At 71.2% G+C, this 17,245-nt stretch carries 13 protein-coding genes; 11 read left to right on the forward strand and 2 right to left on the reverse strand.

From position 1 onward, the window contains the following. Positions 1-20: 20 nt before the first annotated feature. Positions 21-917, reverse strand: a complete 897-nt coding sequence (gene dctP, locus IT371_01920; protein MCC6746383.1) for a TRAP transporter substrate-binding protein DctP — start codon at positions 915-917, stop codon at positions 21-23. A gap of 223 nt (positions 918-1,140) precedes the next feature. Here dctP and IT371_01925 point away from each other — a divergent pair, with 223 nt between their 5' ends. The 5 genes from IT371_01925 to IT371_01945 are packed head-to-tail and all read left to right on the forward strand — an operon-like array spanning position 1,141 to position 8,338. Beyond that, on the forward strand, positions 1,141-2,718 hold the full coding sequence (locus tag IT371_01925; protein MCC6746384.1) for an ABC transporter substrate-binding protein: 1,578 nt from the start codon (positions 1,141-1,143) through the stop codon (positions 2,716-2,718). Continuing rightward, positions 2,718-5,417 (forward strand): HAMP domain-containing protein, encoded by a 2,700-nt coding sequence (locus IT371_01930; GenBank protein MCC6746385.1) that lies wholly within the window; start codon positions 2,718-2,720, stop codon positions 5,415-5,417. The genes IT371_01925 and IT371_01930 overlap by 1 nt, the downstream gene beginning before the upstream one ends. 10 nt (positions 5,418-5,427) lie before the next feature. Next, on the forward strand, positions 5,428-6,501 hold the full coding sequence (locus IT371_01935; protein ID MCC6746386.1) for a diguanylate cyclase: 1,074 nt from the start codon (positions 5,428-5,430) through the stop codon (positions 6,499-6,501). Continuing rightward, the gene (locus tag IT371_01940) at positions 6,501-7,523 is read left to right on the forward strand and encodes an NAD(P)-dependent glycerol-3-phosphate dehydrogenase (protein MCC6746387.1); all 1,023 of its coding nucleotides are present in this window, start codon (positions 6,501-6,503) and stop codon (positions 7,521-7,523) included. Before IT371_01935 ends, IT371_01940 begins: the two co-directional genes overlap by 1 nt. Positions 7,524-7,531: 8 nt before the next feature. Next, entirely contained in the window at positions 7,532-8,338 is an 807-nt protein-coding gene (locus tag IT371_01945) for a PEGA domain-containing protein (protein ID MCC6746388.1), read from the forward strand. Here IT371_01945 and IT371_01950 read toward each other — a convergent pair. Further along, entirely contained in the window at positions 8,274-9,803 is a 1,530-nt protein-coding gene (locus IT371_01950) for a glycosyltransferase family 39 protein (protein MCC6746389.1), read from the reverse strand. The two genes, IT371_01945 and IT371_01950, sit on opposite strands and share 65 nt — an antisense overlap. A gap of 47 nt (positions 9,804-9,850) precedes the next feature. Between IT371_01950 and IT371_01955 the strand changes: the two genes are divergently transcribed. The 6 genes from IT371_01955 to IT371_01980 all read left to right on the forward strand — a co-directional run bounded on the left by IT371_01955 (position 9,851) and on the right by IT371_01980 (position 17,244). Further along, positions 9,851-10,813 (forward strand): histone deacetylase, encoded by a 963-nt coding sequence (locus IT371_01955; GenBank protein MCC6746390.1) that lies wholly within the window; start codon positions 9,851-9,853, stop codon positions 10,811-10,813. Beyond that, entirely contained in the window at positions 10,810-12,306 is a 1,497-nt protein-coding gene (locus IT371_01960) for a serine/threonine protein kinase (protein MCC6746391.1), read from the forward strand. The genes IT371_01955 and IT371_01960 overlap by 4 nt, the downstream gene beginning before the upstream one ends. A gap of 103 nt (positions 12,307-12,409) precedes the next feature. After that, the gene (locus tag IT371_01965; protein ID MCC6746392.1) at positions 12,410-13,081 is read left to right on the forward strand and encodes a hypothetical protein; all 672 of its coding nucleotides are present in this window, start codon (positions 12,410-12,412) and stop codon (positions 13,079-13,081) included. A 22-nt stretch (positions 13,082-13,103) separates the two neighbouring features. Further along, on the forward strand, positions 13,104-14,657 hold the full coding sequence (locus IT371_01970; protein MCC6746393.1) for a response regulator: 1,554 nt from the start codon (positions 13,104-13,106) through the stop codon (positions 14,655-14,657). Between the two features lie 54 nt (positions 14,658-14,711). Continuing rightward, entirely contained in the window at positions 14,712-16,370 is a 1,659-nt protein-coding gene (locus tag IT371_01975; GenBank protein ID MCC6746394.1) for a zinc-ribbon domain-containing protein, read from the forward strand. Between the two features lie 163 nt (positions 16,371-16,533). After that, the gene (locus tag IT371_01980; protein ID MCC6746395.1) at positions 16,534-17,244 is read left to right on the forward strand and encodes a hypothetical protein; all 711 of its coding nucleotides are present in this window, start codon (positions 16,534-16,536) and stop codon (positions 17,242-17,244) included. The last annotated feature ends 1 nt before the right edge of the window (position 17,245 follow it).

The following is a 17,245-nucleotide window of genomic DNA, read 5'->3' on the forward strand; positions in this document are numbered from 1 at the left end:
ACCGCTTCGACGGGGGGATGTCAATTCCCGCGAGGGCCGCCCGCGCGGAGCTCGGCCCGCAATTTGAGGACGCGGTCGAGGAGCTGTCGCGGGTAGAGAGAGCCTGCGAGGCGCTCCCAGACCGCTTTCGAGTTCTTCTGGACCTCCGCATCGAGCGCAGCGTTGACTCCGATCTCCTTCACTCCGAGGGTTCGGAGCTGCCGGAGCGCCTGGTCGTTGTCGCTGCGCGAGCGCTGGATCAATCGGGCCTGCAGCCAGCGCCCCTGTTCCCTGAGGAGGAGTTGGGCTCGCGGGCTCAAGGCCGCGAACGCCGCCCGCGAGACGATGAGGGCGCCAATGGCGTAGCTCAGCTGGACCGTGGAGATGTAGCGCACGTGGGTGTGCCACTGGAGCGCGAGGGCGGTGTACGCGGAGCTGTAGACCATGTCGAGGAGGCCGGTCTGCAGGGCGGGGAGGACGTCCTGCGGGGAGAGCGCGACGGCCCGCAGACCGAAGGAGCCGACCAGCGCGCGGGCGAGCGGGTCGTCGGTCCAGACCCAGACCCTCGCCCGACGGAGCTCGGCCGGGGAGGAGATGGGCTGGCGCGAGAAGAACCTGACCCATCCCACGTCCCCCCAGGCGATGAGGATCCACCCGCGACGCTCGAGGTCGGCGGCGAAGTCGGGGGTCAGCGCCTCGCGCACGCGATCCAGCTCCTGCACCGTGCGGAACAGACCCGGGAGCTCGAGGACGCGCACGGCGGGCAGGACCTGGCCCACTCCGCTGCCGGTGAAGACGCCTCCACTGAGCTGGCCGGCGCGTGTGCGGTGGATGGCGTCCCTCTCGTCGCCCATCACGGCCCCCGGGTAGAACTGGAGCTTGAGCTCTCCCTTGCTCAGGCGTTCCACGTTCCGGGCCACACGTGCGAGCTCGATCATCCAGGAGGTTCCACGGGGCAGGAGCGTAGCGAGGCGGAGGACCTGCCGCCCGTGTGCGAGCGGGCGGCTCTCCGCCAGCGTGGTCGCAGCCAGGCACGCTAACAGCGAGAGCGTGACGCGCGGAGCGCGAGAGGAGCGCGGGCGTGCGGGCATCGGTCGGTTCGCATTATACCTCGTCGGCGCGGCGGGTGCTTCCTCCGAGGGGGTAGTGTAGGCTTGGGCCATGGTGAACGCGGCCCGCCGACGCCTCCTCGGGTGCGGCCTGCTCCTGTGCCTCTTGTGCCCCGGTACCGGCGGCTGCGCCGACGGCGACCACCCCGCGCGCACCACGCTCCTCATCGCGCGCCCGGGGGATGCGCTCACGCTCGACCCGGCGGCGATCACCGACCTCGAATCGATGCAGGTGGCGACGCAGATCTTCGAGACGCTCGTGCGGTATCGCGAGCGGTCGACGGAGGTCGAGCCCGGTCTCGCGACCCACTGGGAGGAGCGCGACGGCGGCACGACCTGGCGCTTCTTCCTGCGGCGCGACGTCACCTTCCACGACGGTACGCCGTTCGATGCCGACGCGGTCGTCTTCTCGTTCGAGAGACAGCGGGATCCGCTCCACCCGCAGCACTTCCAGAGCTTCCCCTACTGGGAGAACACCTTCCGCAACATCCTCGGCACGCGCCGCCTGGGCCGCTACACCGTGGAGCTGCGCATCCGTCAGTCGTACGCCCCCTTCCTGGCCAACCTGGCCATGTTCCCGGTGAGCGTGGTGAGTCCGACGGCGATGCGACGAGCTGGCGCGGCCTTCGCCAGGGCCCCCGTCGGAACGGGACCCTATCGCTTCGGGCGCTGGCAACGCGGCGACCGCATCGAGCTCGCGCGCAATCCGCGGTACTGGGGCAGTCCTCCGGCGGTCGAGAAACTGGTCTATCGGGTGGTGCCCGATGCGAGGCAGGCCTTGGCGGGGCTGCAGAGCGGGACGCTCGACGTGGCGCATTCTCTCGCGCCCGAGGACCGCCAGATCGTCCTGCTGCACTCAGACCTGCGGCTCTACCGCTCTACGGGGAACAACGTGGCCTACCTGGCGATGAACACCCAGCGGGCGCCCTTCGACGATCCGCGCGTGCGTCAGGCGGTGAACTACGCGGTGAACAAGCGCGCCATCGTGAAGCTCGTCTACCAGGGGCTGGCCGTTCCCGCTCGCGGCCCGCTGCCGCCCGGCCTCTGGGGCCACAACGCGGGGGCGCGGGCCTATCCGTACGACCCGGAGCGCGCGCGGCTGCTGTTGCGCGCGGTGGGGTGGGAGCCGAGCCGCCGCCTCAAGCTCTACACGATGGACACGCCGCGTCCCTACATGCCGTCACCGCTCCTGGCGGCACGCATCATCTCCCGCAACCTGGTCGACGTGGGGCTGAAGGTGGATCTGGTGGTGCAGCCCTATTCCGACCACGTGCGCGCCCTGCGCAACGGAGAGCACGACCTCTGCTTGATGGGGTGGCTCGGAGACAACGGCGACCCCGACAATTTCCTCTACGTCCTCCTCGATCGAGACAACGCCCGGCGCGGGACCGCGCAGAACCTGGCCTTCTACGCCAACGACACCGTGCACGACCTGCTGGTCAAGGCGCAGAGCGAGCGCCGTCGCGGAGTCCGGCAACGCTACTACGAGAAGGTCCAGGAGCTGGTGGCCGAGGACGCCCCGTGGGTGCCGCTCGCGCACTCCGACGTAGTGGTCGCGGCGCGCCGGGCGGTGCAGAACCTCCTCGTCCACCCAACATACGCGGTGCTCTACGGCAAGGTGCGCTTCTGATGATCGGCCGGGTGAGCCGCCGGTGGTCGCTGCGGAGCAAGCTCGCGCTGGTCATGGCCGGAGCGTCGGTGCTGCCCCTCGTGTTCGTCGGGCTGCTTGCCCGAGGCGTGGCCATGGGACGTCTCGAGCGAGAGCTGTCGGGCCAGGCTCGCCAGACCGCGGGCATCGCGCTGAACCTGCTCCTGCGCCAGGTGCAGCGCATGAGCACGGATGCCGCTTCGCTCGCTGCGTACCCGGAGCTGCACGAGCTCCTGGCTCTGCAGCCCGCCCTCGTGCCGAGCTATCTCGAGCGGCACGCGGCGTCCCTGCCCTCCCAGCTCGTCGAGGTGGTTGGGGCGCGCGGCGAGGTTCTCGGACGCATCGATCCTTCGGCCGGCGCCGACCGGACCCTGCACTCGCACGCGCGGAGCCCCGCGGTGGCGCATGCCCTCGAGTACGAACGCTACGCGACGCTCGACCGGGTGGGTGGGCACCTCGTCATCCAGACCGCCGCGCCGATCGTGGACGAGGAGTTCATTCTGCGCGGCGTGGTGGTCATCACGGCTCCGCTCGACGAGAAGCTGGCCGACTACCTGAAGGGCGTGGTTCGGGCGGACGTCGGTTTCGTGGATGGAGGGCGCCCCGTCGCGTCGACCTTCTTCGACCCTCTCGGGCGGCGGCTGGCTGGCCTCGCGCCTCTCCCGGGCAGCGTCGGGCCGGCGGGAGAGGCCCAGTCGGCCGCGCTGGTGCACGAGCTCGGTGGGCGCGAGTACTCGCTCGGCGTCGCGGCGCTGCAGACGGTGCACGGCGACCGGGTGGGGCTCCTCGTGGTGGGACTCGACCGGACGGAGCTCGAGCGGGCTCAGAGCTCGGCGGTGCGCTCCCTGGCCTTTGGCGGCGCGTTCTCGCTCGCCTTCGCGCTCGTGCTGGCCTTCGTGCTCGGGCGGCGCATCACCACGCCGCTCTCCCGCCTGCAGCGTAGGACGCGTGCGGTCGCGGCGGGCGATTTGACGCGCGACCTGGCGGTCGAGACCGACGACGAGATCGGTCAGCTGGCCCGCGCGTTCCAGAGCATGACGGATGCGTTGCGCGAGAACCAGGAGCGTCTGGCCGCGCGCATCCGCGAGCTCTCCACGCTGCACCAGATCAGCCGCGCCGTCACCTCCGAGCTGAGTCTGGACCACGTCCTGCGGCAGGTGGTGCGCGAGGCAGCGGTGGTGCTGCAGGCCGACCGCGGAGGGCTGTGGCTGGTGGGGGAGGCGGCGGCCCTGGAGCTTCGGGCGGCGGTAGGCCTCGACGATCCGGACGCCGAAGGCCCTCCCGCCCCCGGTGAGGCACGCGTGAGCGGCACCGCGGTGCCCCCCGAGGGCTGGATCGAGCTGGTGCGCGAGGTGTCGAGGACGCGCCGACCGGAGGTGGAGCCGCGCCGGCTGGCCATCCCGCTCGAGGCGAAGGAGCGCGTGGCGGGGGTCTTGATCCTGAGCCGGGCGGTCGGCGCGCCGGCCTTCGCCGAGGCCGACGTGAGCCTGGTCGTGACCTTCGGCGGGCAGGCGGCGACGGCCATCGAGAACGCTCGGCTCTACGCCGAGCTGACGGCGTTCTCGGAGCAGCTCGAGTGGCTGGTCGCGCGCCGCACGGCCGAGCTGCAGGCCGCGAACGAAGAGCTGGCGCGGACGGTGACCGAGCTGAAGGACACCCAGTCGCAGCTCATCCATTCCGAGCGGATGGCAGGACTCGGGACGCTCGTGGCGGGCCTGGCGCACGAGATCAACACCCCGGCGGGGGCGATTCACGGTTCGGCCCAGGTGCTCTCGGAGACCCTGACGCGCGCGTTGCGGCGGCTTGGGACCCTGCTCGCCTCCGACCTGCCCGCCGACGAGCTCCAGCGCCTCGTTCACGACCGGTCCTCGCACCACGGTTCGTCGGGGAGCATCGGGCTCCTTCCCCCTGCGGAGGTCCGCAGACGCGCGCGGGAGCTGACGGGCACGCTCGAGGGACACGGCGTCCCCGATGCGGCGCGACTGTCGCGGCGACTCGTCGAAGCGGATGCAGGCGGCATGGTACCGTTCGTGGCGACCATCGCTCGACGCGTCGACCCGGACGTGGTGGTCGGGTTTCTGGAGGACCTGACTTTTCTCGAGCGCAGCGCGGCCTCGATCCAGACCGCCAACCGGGCGGTGGTGCGTATCGTGCGAGCGCTCCGCTCGTACGCGCATACGGATCAGGGGGCGATCCAGGAAGCGGACCTGACCGAGGGGCTCGAGACGACCCTCACGATCCTCCACAACGAGCTTCGCTATGGTATAAGCGTCGAGCGAAAATTCGCACCGCTGCCGAAGGTTGCGGTGTTCGCAGACGAACTGAATCAGGTCTGGACGAACCTGATTCACAACGCGGTGCAGGCCATGCAGGGGCACGGGCGCATCACCATCGAGACCTTCCGAGACGGCGATGAGGTCGGGGTTCGCATCAGTGATTCGGGTCCCGGCATTCCGGCCGAGATCCTGCCGCGGATCTTCGAGCCCTTCTTCTCGACGAAGCCGCGTGGTGAGGGCACGGGCCTCGGCCTCGGCATCGCGCGGAAGATCATCGAGAAGCACGGCGGGCAGATCGCGGTGCAATCGCGTCCCGGCCTGACCACGTTCACGGTGCTCCTGCCGATTCGGGGACCGACGGCGCTCGCGGTACTCCAGCGAGACGCCGCGCGCGGGTCGGCCTAGGCGAGGGACCATGGGAGCTGCGCCGCGCGACCACATCGTGTGCGTCGACGATGAGGAGGGAATCCTCAACGCCCTGCGCCAGCAGCTCGCCCCGTTCGCCGGCCGCTACGAGATCGACCTCGCGGCGAGCGGGTCGCAGGCCCTCGAGCTGATCGACGAGCTGGACCGCGACCGCGAGGCGGTGGCGATGGTCATCGCCGACCAGATCATGCCGGAGATGATGGGCGTCGAGCTCCTGAAGGAGGTGCATCGCCGGAACCCGGACACGATCAAGATCCTCCTGACCGGGCAGGCAGGGCTCGACGCGGTGGTCCAGGCCATCAACCTGGCGGGGCTCGACCGCTACATCACGAAGCCGTGGGACGAGCCGGACCTGCGCCTCACGGTGGGGAGCCTGCTGACGAAGTACGCCCTGGTGCAGGAGAACCACCGGCTGGTGGCGGACCTGCAGGAAAAGAACGCCGAGCTGACCGAGCTCAACCGACTGCTCGAGCGGCGCGTCGAGGAGCGCACCTCCGAGCTCGCGGAGGCCAATCAGCGGCTCTCGCAGCTGGCGATCACGGATGGCCTCACGGGGCGCTACAACCACCGCTATTTCCACGAGCGGCTCGGCATGGAGGTCGAGCGCAGCGGGCGCACCGGGCTGCCCCTTTCGTTGCTGATGGTCGATGTGGACCACTTCAAGCAGTACAACGACCTCCACGGGCACCCGGCGGGAGATCAGGTGCTGCGGCAGGTGGCGGACATGATCGCCGAGGGGCGGCGCGTGAACGACGTCGTGGCGCGCTACGGCGGGGAGGAGTTTGCGATCCTGCTCATCGACACGCCGCGACGCTCGGCGATGGCGGTGGCGGAGCAACTGCGCGAGCGCGTCGGCAAGCGTCGCTTCGGCGACCTGAGCCTCGGGCCCGGGAAGATCACCATCAGCGTGGGCGTGGCGGCCTGCCCCGACGACGCGACGGACCCCGGCGAGCTGCTTCTCGCCGCGGATGCCGCGCTCTACGCGGCCAAACGGGCGGGCCGAAACCGCGTCGAGGCGGCCGGAGGAAACGCGAGCGACAGCCCCGCCGGAGCGCAGCACTGATGCGCGTGGGAGTCGTGGGCGCGGGGGCCTGGGGCACCGCTCTGGCCAAGCTGGCGGCGGAGTCGGGGCACGAGGTGGCGATCTGGGCCCACGAGCCCGAGGTGGTGGCCGAGGTTACCGAGCGGCACCTCAACTCCACCTATCTGCCGGGAGTCGCGCTGCCGCCGCTCCTCGCGTCGTCCGACCCCGCAGAAGTGGTGGTGGGCCGCGAGCTGTTGATCTCCGCGGTCCCTTCCCACCTCGTGCGCGGCGTCTGGGCGCGCGTCATGCCGGCCGTGACGGGGGACCCGTGCGTCGTGAGCGCGACGAAGGGGATCGAGGACGGAAGCCTCCTGACGATGCTCGAGGTCCTTCGCGAGCTCGCGCCTCCGTCGCTGCACGGTCGGATGGCGTGTCTCTCGGGCCCGAGCTTCGCAGGGGAGGTGGCTCGTCGGTTCCCGACGGCGGTGGTCGTGGCGGCGCGGGAGCTGGCGGTGGCCGAGGCGGTGCAAGCCGCGCTCTCCACCGACCGCTTCCGCATCTATACGAGCGGGGACGAGGTCGGCGTCGAGATCGGCGGGGCGGTGAAGAACGTGGTGGCCATCGCGGCGGGGATCGCCGACGGGCTGGGCTTCGGACACAACACGCGTGCCGCCCTCATCACGCGCGGTCTGGCGGAGATCGCGCGGCTCGCGATGGCCCGCGGCGGCAACCCGCTCACGCTCGCCGGCCTGGCGGGGCTCGGCGACCTCGTGCTGACCTGCACCGGCGACCTCTCGAGGAATCGGACGGTGGGGTTGCGGCTCGGCAAGGGCGAGACGATCGCTCAGATCGAGCGCACGATGGTGGGCGTCGCAGAAGGCGTGCGGAGCGCGCGCTCGACGCGGGCCCTGGCGACGCGTCTCGGAGTGGAGATGCCCGTGACGGAGACGGTGTACGCGGTCCTCTACGAGGGCTTGTCGGCGGTGGCGGCGGCGGAACGCCTGATGGGGAGGCAGCTGCGCTCCGAGCTGGATGGCCCCCGTCGCGACGGCGCGGCGTGAGCGGATCGATGCGCTGCCGCGGTTCTTTCGTGGGTGCGGCGCTGCTCTGGTGGCTCGCCGGCTGCGGCACGAAGGCTCCGGTGGCTCCCGATCGCGGCGCGCGCGAGGGGGCGCTCGTGCTCAGCTCGGCGCCTTCGGGGGCGGCAGTGCTGGCCGACGGACGCACGCGCCTCGGCACCACGCCGTTGACCTTGACCCGACCCGACGGGACCCGCCTGGCGCTCACCTTCGTCAAGGACGGCTACCAGGTGGTGCGGCGCTCGGAGCTCGTGGAGGCGGGGACGCGACGCGAGGTGCACGTGGGGCTGCGCATCGAGGAGATCCCGGTGATCGTCACCTCGGGGGTCTTTCGCGGGGCGCGAATTCTTGTCGACGGGGAGGCGCGGGGCACGACCCCCGACCGTCTTAGCGTCCCGATCGGAGATCGTCGCCTCGAGGTGCGCAAGGACGGCTACCACCCCTTTCGGCAGCGGCTGGCCGTGCGGGCGGGGTCCAGCCCGACCGTGGAGGCCGATCTGGTTCCCGTGCGTCCGCGCGTTCCGCCTCCGGGGTGGCTGAGCGTGCGGAGCGACGGACGCGCGGAGGTTCGCCTGGATGGAAGGCGCGTGGGCGCCACGCCCGTCGAGCGGCTGCGGCTCACGCCGCGGTCCTACCGGCTGACGGTGGTGAGCCAGGAGGACGACGGTGGTGGGCGGGACGAGCGCGCGCTCGTGATCCGGGCGTCGGAGCACGAGGAGGTGGTGGTGGACTTCAAGGCGCGTGGGGGGAAGGGAGACGGGTCGGGTCCAGCTGGGATAGCCCCGGGATCCCCGTAGGACGAGGGCGCCAGGCCGCGAAGAAGCGCGCGAAGCCGTCGGGGGGGAGACCGGCCCAGGAGAGCTCCTTGAACCCGCGCGGGTCGGATCGGTCGTCCAGGCGCGCGACGTAGATCGCGCCCCCGGATCGCGCGACGTCCGTGATGCGCGCGCGGAGCGTGACCAGCGCGGGGGCGAGGCGGCGAGCGTCTCCGACCAGATGGATGAGGGCGACGCGGGTCGGGGGCGCGCGCCGACTGAGCCCGATGAGCTCGTCCCAGCCGTGCCCCGGAGAGACCACGAGATCGCCGGTGCGCACGGCCGCATCGACGCGCGCGGCGCGGTCCAGGTCCCGCCGGTCGAAGGCCGCGGGCCAGCCGAGGACGAGGTTCGCGACCGTCACGGCGACCGCCACGCCCCAGGCCACCGGCGACGCGGCGCGCGCGAGCCAGAGGATCAGCACGGGCAAGAGGAAGAGCCAGCGCTCCGTGTCCGACGGGTAGAAGAGCGTGCCAAACGCGGCGAGCGGGACGACCCAGGCGAGGGAGAGCACGCGATCCAGGGGTGGGGCCTCGGGCCGCGGTGAGCGGCTCGCGCGCCAGAGCAACACCCCCCAGGCCGCGACCGCCGCGGCGGTCAGCAGGCCGACGCGGAGCAGGGACGCCTCGTACACATAGGGGACGAAGAGAAGGGACTTCGCGAGCCCCCAGCCGGCGATGAGCGGCGCAGCGAGGGTCAACGGGTACGGGATGCCGTGGTCGGCTCCGCGGAGCCAGGCTGCCGCCCCCGGGAGGTCGGCGACGCCGTGGCGGTGGAGCAGCCAGGCGAGCGGGGCGAGGAAGGCGAGGGTTCCGATGCCGACGACGAAGAGCGCGCGGGCGAGGCGGCGACCGGGGGGGGCCGCGCGGACGAGGGTCAGCAGGACCGCTGGTGCGAGGAGCACGAGCGTCAGGTGGAGGAGCGCGGCCAGCGCAGCGAAGAGGGCTGCGAGGGCGGCGAAGAGCCGCGGACGACGGTCGTCGCTCGCGCGCGCGAGAGCCCAGAGCGTGGCGACGCAGCAGAGCGTGGCGGGGGCGTAGACCTCGAGTTCCTGCGCGGCCCGGGAGAAGGCGTGCGTGCCTCCGAGCAGGAACGTGGCGAAGAGGGCGCGCCCGGAGCCGACGCGGCGTCGCGCCAGGTCGAAGAAGAGGCCGAGGGCGAGGAGGGCGGCCACCACCGACAACCCTTGGAGCGGGCCCGCGAGCCCGAGGGGGGGACGGCCCGCCCACGGCTTCGCGGCGAGCCGGAGCAATGGCACGTAGAGCGGGTGGCCCGGGGAGAGTCCCGAGGAGGTGACCTGCTTCAGGTAGCCGATGCCGTCCCCGTTGACCGTCGCCGGCGCGAGCAGCCGGTACCAGAGCCCGAGGAGGGCGAGGAGGGCGAGGGCGGGAAGCGCGGCGCGCGCGCGGCGAGCTGTGGGGGTCGTCACGGTGAGCCCGGTGCGCATTCTACTACGGTGGACGACTCCCACGGCCGACCGTAGAATCCCCCGCCATGTCGGTGGGCCTGGTCTACGACGAACGCTTCCTCGGGCACGTGGCGCCGCCGGGGCACCCGGAGCGGCCTGCACGTCTGGAGGTCTGCGTTCGCGCGCTCAAGGAGCGTGGGCTGTGGGACCGCGTGGTCCACGTGCCGAGCCGGTCCGCGACGCGCGAGGAGGCGCTCCGGGTACACGATGCGGCGTACCTCGACGAGCTGGAGGCGTTGCGCGGGCAGCGAGGGTATCTGGACGCCGACACGTACTTCAGCGCTGGCACGGTCGAGGCGGCGTGGCACGCGGCGGGATCGGTGGTCGAGCTCGTGCAAGCCGTACGCGCTGGGCGACTGGGGCGTGGGGTGGCGCTGGTGCGTCCCCCCGGCCACCACGCGGAACGCGCCCGGGCGGGCGGATTCTGCGTGCTTGGCAACGTGGCCATCGCCGCGGCAGCCGCGCGCGAGGCCGGAGATCGGGTGGCGGTGGTGGACTTCGACGTGCACCACGGCAACGGCACCCAGTCGGCGTTCTATCGCGACGGGCGAGTGCTCTTCGTCTCGCTGCACGAGTACGGCCCCGGCTTCTACCCCGGGAGCGGCGGCGCTGCGGAGCGCGGCGAGGGGGCGGGCCTCGGCGCCACGCTCAACGTCCCGCTCCCCGCGGGGATCGAGGCGGCCGACTACCTCGCCCTCGTGGACGGCCAGGTGGTTCCCGCGGTCGAAGCCTTTCGGCCCGATCTCCTCCTCGTCTCCGCAGGCTTCGACGGACACGTGCGGGATCCCCTCGGTGGCCTGTGCCTGGACGACGATGGTCTGGCCGCCGTCTGCCAGCGGCTCGATCGGCTGGCGAATGCGCTCTGTGGCCGGCGCTGGGTCGCTGTTCTCGAGGGGGGCTACCACCTGGAAGCGCTCGCCACGGGCGTTTCGCGGCTCGTCGAGACGATGCTCTCCGAGGCGTCGTCGCTGGAAGGAACCTCCCCGTGAACGTCAGCCTGCTGCACCAGCGCTACCAGCCCCTCCGACTCGTCGCGACCGGCCCCTACGGCGAGGTGCAACTCGCCCGCCAGGTCGGCGCTTCGGGCCTTGGTCGGGAGGTCACGCTCAAGCGCGTCAGCTCCGCCCTGAGCGGCGATCCCCGAGGTGGGCCGGCGTTCCTCGAACAGATGGCGCTGGCCGTGCGACTCACGCATCCCAACGTGGCTGCGATCTACGACCTGCTCGAGGAGCCCGAGGGCTACGTGATCGTCTCCGAGCACGTGCGCGGCGTGGACCTGGGCCTCGTCGGTCAGGCGCTTCACGGAGCGGGGCGAACGCTCCCTTTCGAGCATTGCGTGACGGTGGGGCTAGCCCTGCTCGAGGCGCTCAGGCACGCCCATCATCTGCCGGCGGAGGAGGGGGCCGACTCGGGGATGGTGCACGGCGGCCTGGCACCGACCAACGTGCTCGTCAGCTACGAGGGGGCGGTGAAGGTGACCGACTTCGGCCTGGCGCAGGCCCAGGTGCTCCTCGACGACGCGGCGACCGTGCCGGACCGGCGCGCCCCCTACCTTTCTCCGGAGCTGGCCGAGGGGCGTCTCCTCGAGCCGTCGTCTGACCTCTTCAGCGTCGGCGCCATCCTTTACGAGCTGGCCGTGGGACAGCCGGCCTTTCGCGCCGCGAGTCTCGAGGAGCTTCGTCGCGCCGTTCGTCGCTCCGCGCCGCCGCCGACCTACGCTCGCGCGGGGTTCCCGGCCGACCTCGAGCAGATCCTGATGCGGGCCCTCGAGCGCCTGCCGGAGGAGCGCTACCACCACGCCGAGGCGATGGAGGAGGCCCTCGAGCGCTTCGCCGACGAAGCGGGACTCCGTCGGTCGCCGCTGCGGCTCGGACGCTTCCTCCGGCAGCTCATGGGGGTGGCCGAAGGCGAGATCCTTCAGGTCGTGGACACCGAGGAGCAAGAGGAACGCGCGGGCCGCGGGAGCGACGAGCTGGTCTTCGACTGGGACGGTACCGGCGACGAGGCGGCCTCTCCCGGCGAGGAGCCTACCGGGGCGCGTCGCGCGCCCGTCGTTCGAGAAGAGGAAGAGGCCGAGACGGTCGAGCTTCAGGCCCGCGACGCGCTGGAGGCGGACGAACCGCCGGGGCCCTTGCGCGTCGACCAGACGCAGCTCGTCAGCGAGGAACAGGTCGAGGAGGAGCTCGAGCTGGACGGCGGGGACTTCCTCGGGGGAGGTCTCGCGGAGGCGCTCGGAGAGCCGCTCGGGCACCAGAGCCTGGAGGAACTCGAGGAGGTGGACGAGCTCGAGGAGGCCGAGGAGGGCGCCGAGCTGCGCGCGGCCCTGGCGGACCTGGCGGCGCTGCGGCACGACGCCCGGTCGGACGCAGCGGGCTCGGAGGCCGACGGTGAGGCCGCTCGCCGGGCGCGGAGCGAGGAGGCGACGGCGGCCTCGCGCCCCCCTGGTCCGCCCCCGCAGCCCGGTCGGCGGGGCTCCAGTTGAGACCCCCGCTGGACGCGCCTGCGGCGTTGACGCGCGCGGCCGGGATTGGTAGCATCATTTCCCTGTGAATTCTGCCCTCTTAGACCGCTTACGTGGATATAGGGTGCCGAGCGAGACGCCCGTCGCGCCCGGGCACTTCCTCGTGGCGCGGCTCGAGGGCGTCGACTTCGAAGGGCTCTTTCGCTCGCCGGACTTCGACTTCCACCGGCCGTTCGACGCGCGCTTCGCGAAGATGATGGTGCGCACGGCGTCTCACCTGCTCGGTGGGGACGCCTGCGGGAAGTACGCCTTCACGGAGCACTCGGAGATCTCGGTGCTGCTCGAACGCCGCGTGGTGGCTGCGCGTTGGCGCGAGGCCTCCGAGCTCCAGTGTTTTCTCGTGGCGCTCGCCTCGACCAAGATGAGCCTCCAGGTGGAAGGAGAGGCGATCTTCGGTTGCCGCCTCTACGCCTTCCCCACCCCCGACCTCGTCGTGGCGTACTTCCTCTGGCGACAGCAGGAGGCGAATCTGCGCGCGCTCGACAGCTACTGCAGCTTCGTGCTGTCGCGCGACCACACGCCACCCGAGAAGGTGGCGAAGCTCCTCGAGGGCCTGGGACCACGCGAGAAAGAGGAGGTCCTGCGCCAGAACGACATCGAGTATACGCACGTGCCCCCATGGCAGCGTTCGGGCGCTGCGGTCCGCCTGACCGACAACGGGAGTCGCGTGGCCGTGGAAGCCAACCTTCCGAGCGACGCGGAGTACGCGCCCTACCTGCAGCAGTATCTCGAATAGGTGCGTCGGGGGGGTCAAGGCGATGCAGACGACTCGGCGCCGCGTGATGGGCCAGCTCCTCGTGCAGCGTGGAGTCCTCACGCCCCAGCAACTCGGCCAGGTGCTCGAGGTCCAGGGGCGTAGCGACCAGCGGCTGGCCAGCCTCTGCCTGGCGCGCGGTCTGGCCTCGGAGGACGCGCTGCTCGGTCCGCTCTCGGAACAGAAGGGGGTGCCGGGTGTGGCGCTCGCGCGAGTGGTCATCCCGCTCGCGGCACTCGATGCCGTGGCGCCGGCGCTGGCTACCGAGCGCTGCATCTTGCCGCTGCGCATGGATGCGGATCGGGTCTTCGTGGCGGTGGCCGATCCGGAGGATGAAGGAGTCCTCGCGGAGATCGCGTTTCTCAACGGGCGGCAGGTCATGCCGGCCGTGGCGCTGCGTGGCCCGCTCCGGCAGACCATCGACGTGGCCTACGGGGCCAAGCGGCGGGGAGAGCTCGAGTACCGTGGGCCTCTGGCTACCGACGCGGACTCGGCTTCGGCGCCGCTCCCGTTCGTCTACCCCGACGGCGCGTCGCACATCCCGCCGGCACTCATCTCGCCGCCCTTCTTCGACCTCGCCGGTGACCTGGACGAGGACCACGAGGCGATCCTCGTCGACCTGGACGGGATGGATGAGAGCGGCGACATCGAGGTGCAGAGCGGTATGTTCGAGCTGCCACCCACCGGGCCCGCGCTGTCGCTGCGGCCGACTCAGCCCGACGAGCCGGCGGCCAGGACGCCGGAGGTGGTGCCCGACGAGAGCGAACTCCCCGAAGGGGAAACGCCCCCTCGGCGCGCACTGCGAGTGTTGCTCGTCGACGACGACGAGGAGCTCCTGCGGCTCATGGCCCGGCTGCTACGCGGCCGCGGCCTCCAGGTGGAGGAGACGCGACGCGGGCTCGAGGCGCTCGCGGCGGTGAAGGCCAACCCGCCCGACCTGATCGTGCTCGACGCCATGCTTCCGGAGCTGCACGGGTTCGACATCTGCCGGAAGCTGAAATCCAGCGAGCGGTACGGCCAGATCCCCATCATCATGGTGTCGTCCGTCTACCGAGGGTGGCGCATCGCGCAGGACCTCAAGGACAGCTACGGGGTGGAGGTCTTTCTAGAGAAGCCGTTCAAGATCAACGCGCTCTGGACGGCCGTGGAGCGCGTGCTCAGCAGCCGCAGCCGGCGGCCGGTGGCCGACGCGGGGATGACGCAGAGCGCGGAGCGGGCCTATCGAGAGGGGCTCGCCCGCCACCGCGACGGGGACCTGGATGGCGCCATCGCTAGCCTGCGGGAGGGGATCCGCATCGACCCGTTTTCTCCCAAGCTGCACCTTCAACTCGGTGTCCTCTATTTGAAGAAGCGCATGGTGTATCAGGCCATGCACGCCTTCGAGGAGGCCGTGACTCTGGACCCGACGATGTTCTCGGCCCTGCGCAGTCTGGCCGTGCTCTATCAGCGGCGAGGGTTCAAGAACAACGCCATCGACATGTGGGAACGAGCCCTGCATCATAGTCCGGACGAAGAAACCGGCGAGCAGATCAGGCGTCATCTGCTAACGTTGCTCTAGCCCGTCGGGATGGCTAGGGTGTTCCTTCGCCCCATCGCGTAGGCTCCGAGGGACATGAAGTTCGTCTGCGAAAAATGCAGGACCAAGTACTCGATCGCCGACGACAAGGTGCGGCGAAAGGTCCTCAAGATCCGCTGCAAGAACTGCGCGAACATCATCGTCGTGCAGGACCCGAGCCGGGTCGACGAGTCGAGTCCGTCCGTGCGCCCCGACGCCACCGGACCCTCGAGACCGCCGGCGGGTGGGGGAGGCGCGCTGGACCGCGCGTTCGAAGGCGCCTTCTCCGGACGTGCCGCCGCGCCGCGGGCCGCCAAACCGGCCGTTGCGGCCTTGAAGGTCTCACCTCCTGCTCCGGTCCTCGTGGAGCAGCTAGAGGAGGAGTTCGAGCCCGAGAAGACGAACCTGTCGCCGCCCGGCTTCCGCGAAGCGGCGGTGGCAGACGAGGACTGGTATTTGGCCGTCGACGGGAGCCAGTTCGGCCCGATGAACTTCGCGGAGCTCTGCTCGCGCGTGAAGCGCGGCGAGGCGCGCGGCGCCACCGGCGACGAGGCGCACGTCTGGCGCGACGGTTTCGACGACTGGGTCGAGATCTCTCGCCTTCCCGAGCTGCGTCCCTACGTGCCGCCTCCGCCTCCGCGGACGCGCTCGGGGCTCTTCCGGCTCGGTTCCTCGATGAGCTCGGTGGGGGCGATCCCGCCGCCTGCCGTACCGGCCGCGGCCGGGTCGCGAACGGACGGTTCGGGCGCTCTCGGCGTGCCCGCGCGGACGCCGATGCCGCCGCGGGCCGGGCCGCTCGCCCCGGCGGCTCCGGCCCTCGCTTCCGCGCCGCCGTCGATGGGCTCTGTCGGAACGGCCGCGGCCTCTCGGGCGGCGGAGGCGTCGTTCCTCGAGCTTCCCCCGGCGATGGAGTCGGGACTGCGCGCTCTGCCCCAGTCCTTCGCCGAGGGGCCGATGGTCGTGCCGCCCCCCGCGCTCATGCCCGCGGCTGCGCCGTCCCGCACGCCGGCGAGCATCAAGATCGCGGCGGTGGGCGGGATCATCAGCGCGCTGACCGGCGTGGCTATTCTCGTCTACTTCCTCGTCTTCGACCGGCCGCCGAAGCAACCCGTGGGCAAGCCTCTCGGCGCGGGGACGGTCGCAGCGGTTCGGTCCACGACCCCCGCGGGGGGAGGGGCGGGCGAGGGAGATTCAGGCGACGTGGCGATCGACTTTCCACCCGTCGAGGTGGAGCGGTCGAGCGGCGAGCGCTCCGTGCGAGGCAAGGCCGCACCCACTCCCGCTCGGCGACCCGCCAAGGGGGCGACGCCCGGTGGGCCGAAGATGACCGACGAGCAGAAGCGTTTGGCCGCGCTCTACGGTACCGGCGGCGACGACCCGGGCGTCCCGTCGGCGGGGAGCGCGGGAGGTGTGGCGCGGGGACACGTGCCCGCTCGCCGCATCACCCCGACGGAAGTGGCGAACGTCCAGAAGAACAACCGCTCGTCGCTCAAGGCGTGCTACGAGCGGGCGCTCAAGCGCGACAACACCCTCGCCGAGGTGAAGGCCGACGTGGAGGTGAGCATTGGCGACACGGGGACCGTCCGCTCGGTCAAGATCACGGGCGTCAACAGCCCGGAGCTCGACACCTGCCTCTCGCGGAGCATCCGGCGGTGGGCCTTCCCCTCGGTCGGTCGGCAGGAGTTCGTCTTCTCGATCAACTTCCGCGGGAGCTGACGGCTCCAAGCCTTCCTCGCGAAAAAAAGGTGGACGCCGGAGGCCGTTCCCCCCGTAGCATAGGGACGGTCGCCGCCGCTGCCGACTGGTGCGGCGAGGCGGTGGGCGGGTACCGGCGCGTGCGCAGGCCCGGCGTGCAACGCACTACGCGAGGAGCGGGAGCATGTCCTGTGACCTGGAGAGGCTCTACGGAGCCCTCACCGACAAGATCGACGAGCTCGAGACCGATATCGTCTTCTCGGCCGGAACGCTGGCCGAGCCCCCCGCGGAGCTCCGCACGGACCGCCTGCTCATCAAGAAGGGGCTCCACGACTACCAGTGCTACACGGTCAGTCGCCTGGATATGCTCCACCTGCAAGGGCACAAGCGGACCTACGCGCAGCTCGCGCAGCTGGTGCTGGCGAAGGTCTTCCACCCACGCCCGGAGACGGTGCGCCTCCACCTCGCGCACCCGGACTCGGAGGTCAAGCAGCTCGTGCTGGACTACCGGCAGGGAGACGAGGCGTGGGCCCTCGTGAGGGGCTACGAGCAGCGCCCGTACCAATACTGCTATCGACCGGAGGAGGCGCAGCGACATCCGCTCGGCGGAGAGCGGGATACGCAGTGGACCTTGCCGCGCTTCTCGCTCACGAACAGCGAGAACGCCGTGGGTCCCGAGGAGGAGGATTGGCGGCGGCGCGACACGGTCCGCTGTGCAGGCTCCGACTTCGGCAGCGTCCTCTTCGCCAAGGTGTTGCTCGACCTGAGTCGTCCGAGCGAGGCCTGCGACGAGGTGGTGCTGGAGGGAGACCTGGGGGCTGGCGGCGTCGGGCCGGGGAGTGTGGAGATGACGCTCTGGCTCCCCGGAAGCCTCGGCTGGGACGGCCTCATCTGAG

The sequence above is a fragment of the Deltaproteobacteria bacterium genome, assembly GCA_020848905.1.
Lineage (GTDB): Bacteria > Myxococcota_A > Polyangia.

Excerpts from the sequence above, each read along its gene's own strand:
- dctP (MCC6746383.1), bottom strand. The coding sequence starts at position 917 with ATGATCGAGCTCGCACGTGTGGCCCGGAACGTGGAACGCCTGAGCAAG.
- IT371_01925 (MCC6746384.1), top strand. The coding sequence starts at position 1,141 with ATGGTGAACGCGGCCCGCCGACGCCTCCTCGGGTGCGGCCTGCTCCTG.
- IT371_01930 (MCC6746385.1), top strand. The coding sequence starts at position 2,718 with ATGATCGGCCGGGTGAGCCGCCGGTGGTCGCTGCGGAGCAAGCTCGCG.
- IT371_01935 (MCC6746386.1), top strand. The coding sequence starts at position 5,428 with ATGGGAGCTGCGCCGCGCGACCACATCGTGTGCGTCGACGATGAGGAG.
- IT371_01940 (MCC6746387.1), top strand. The coding sequence starts at position 6,501 with ATGCGCGTGGGAGTCGTGGGCGCGGGGGCCTGGGGCACCGCTCTGGCC.
- IT371_01945 (MCC6746388.1), top strand. The coding sequence starts at position 7,532 with ATGCGCTGCCGCGGTTCTTTCGTGGGTGCGGCGCTGCTCTGGTGGCTC.
- IT371_01950 (MCC6746389.1), bottom strand. The coding sequence starts at position 9,803 with ATGCGCACCGGGCTCACCGTGACGACCCCCACAGCTCGCCGCGCGCGC.
- IT371_01955 (MCC6746390.1), top strand. The coding sequence starts at position 9,851 with ATGTCGGTGGGCCTGGTCTACGACGAACGCTTCCTCGGGCACGTGGCG.
- IT371_01970 (MCC6746393.1), top strand. The coding sequence starts at position 13,104 with ATGCAGACGACTCGGCGCCGCGTGATGGGCCAGCTCCTCGTGCAGCGT.
- IT371_01975 (MCC6746394.1), top strand. The coding sequence starts at position 14,712 with ATGAAGTTCGTCTGCGAAAAATGCAGGACCAAGTACTCGATCGCCGAC.
- IT371_01980 (MCC6746395.1), top strand. The coding sequence starts at position 16,534 with ATGTCCTGTGACCTGGAGAGGCTCTACGGAGCCCTCACCGACAAGATC.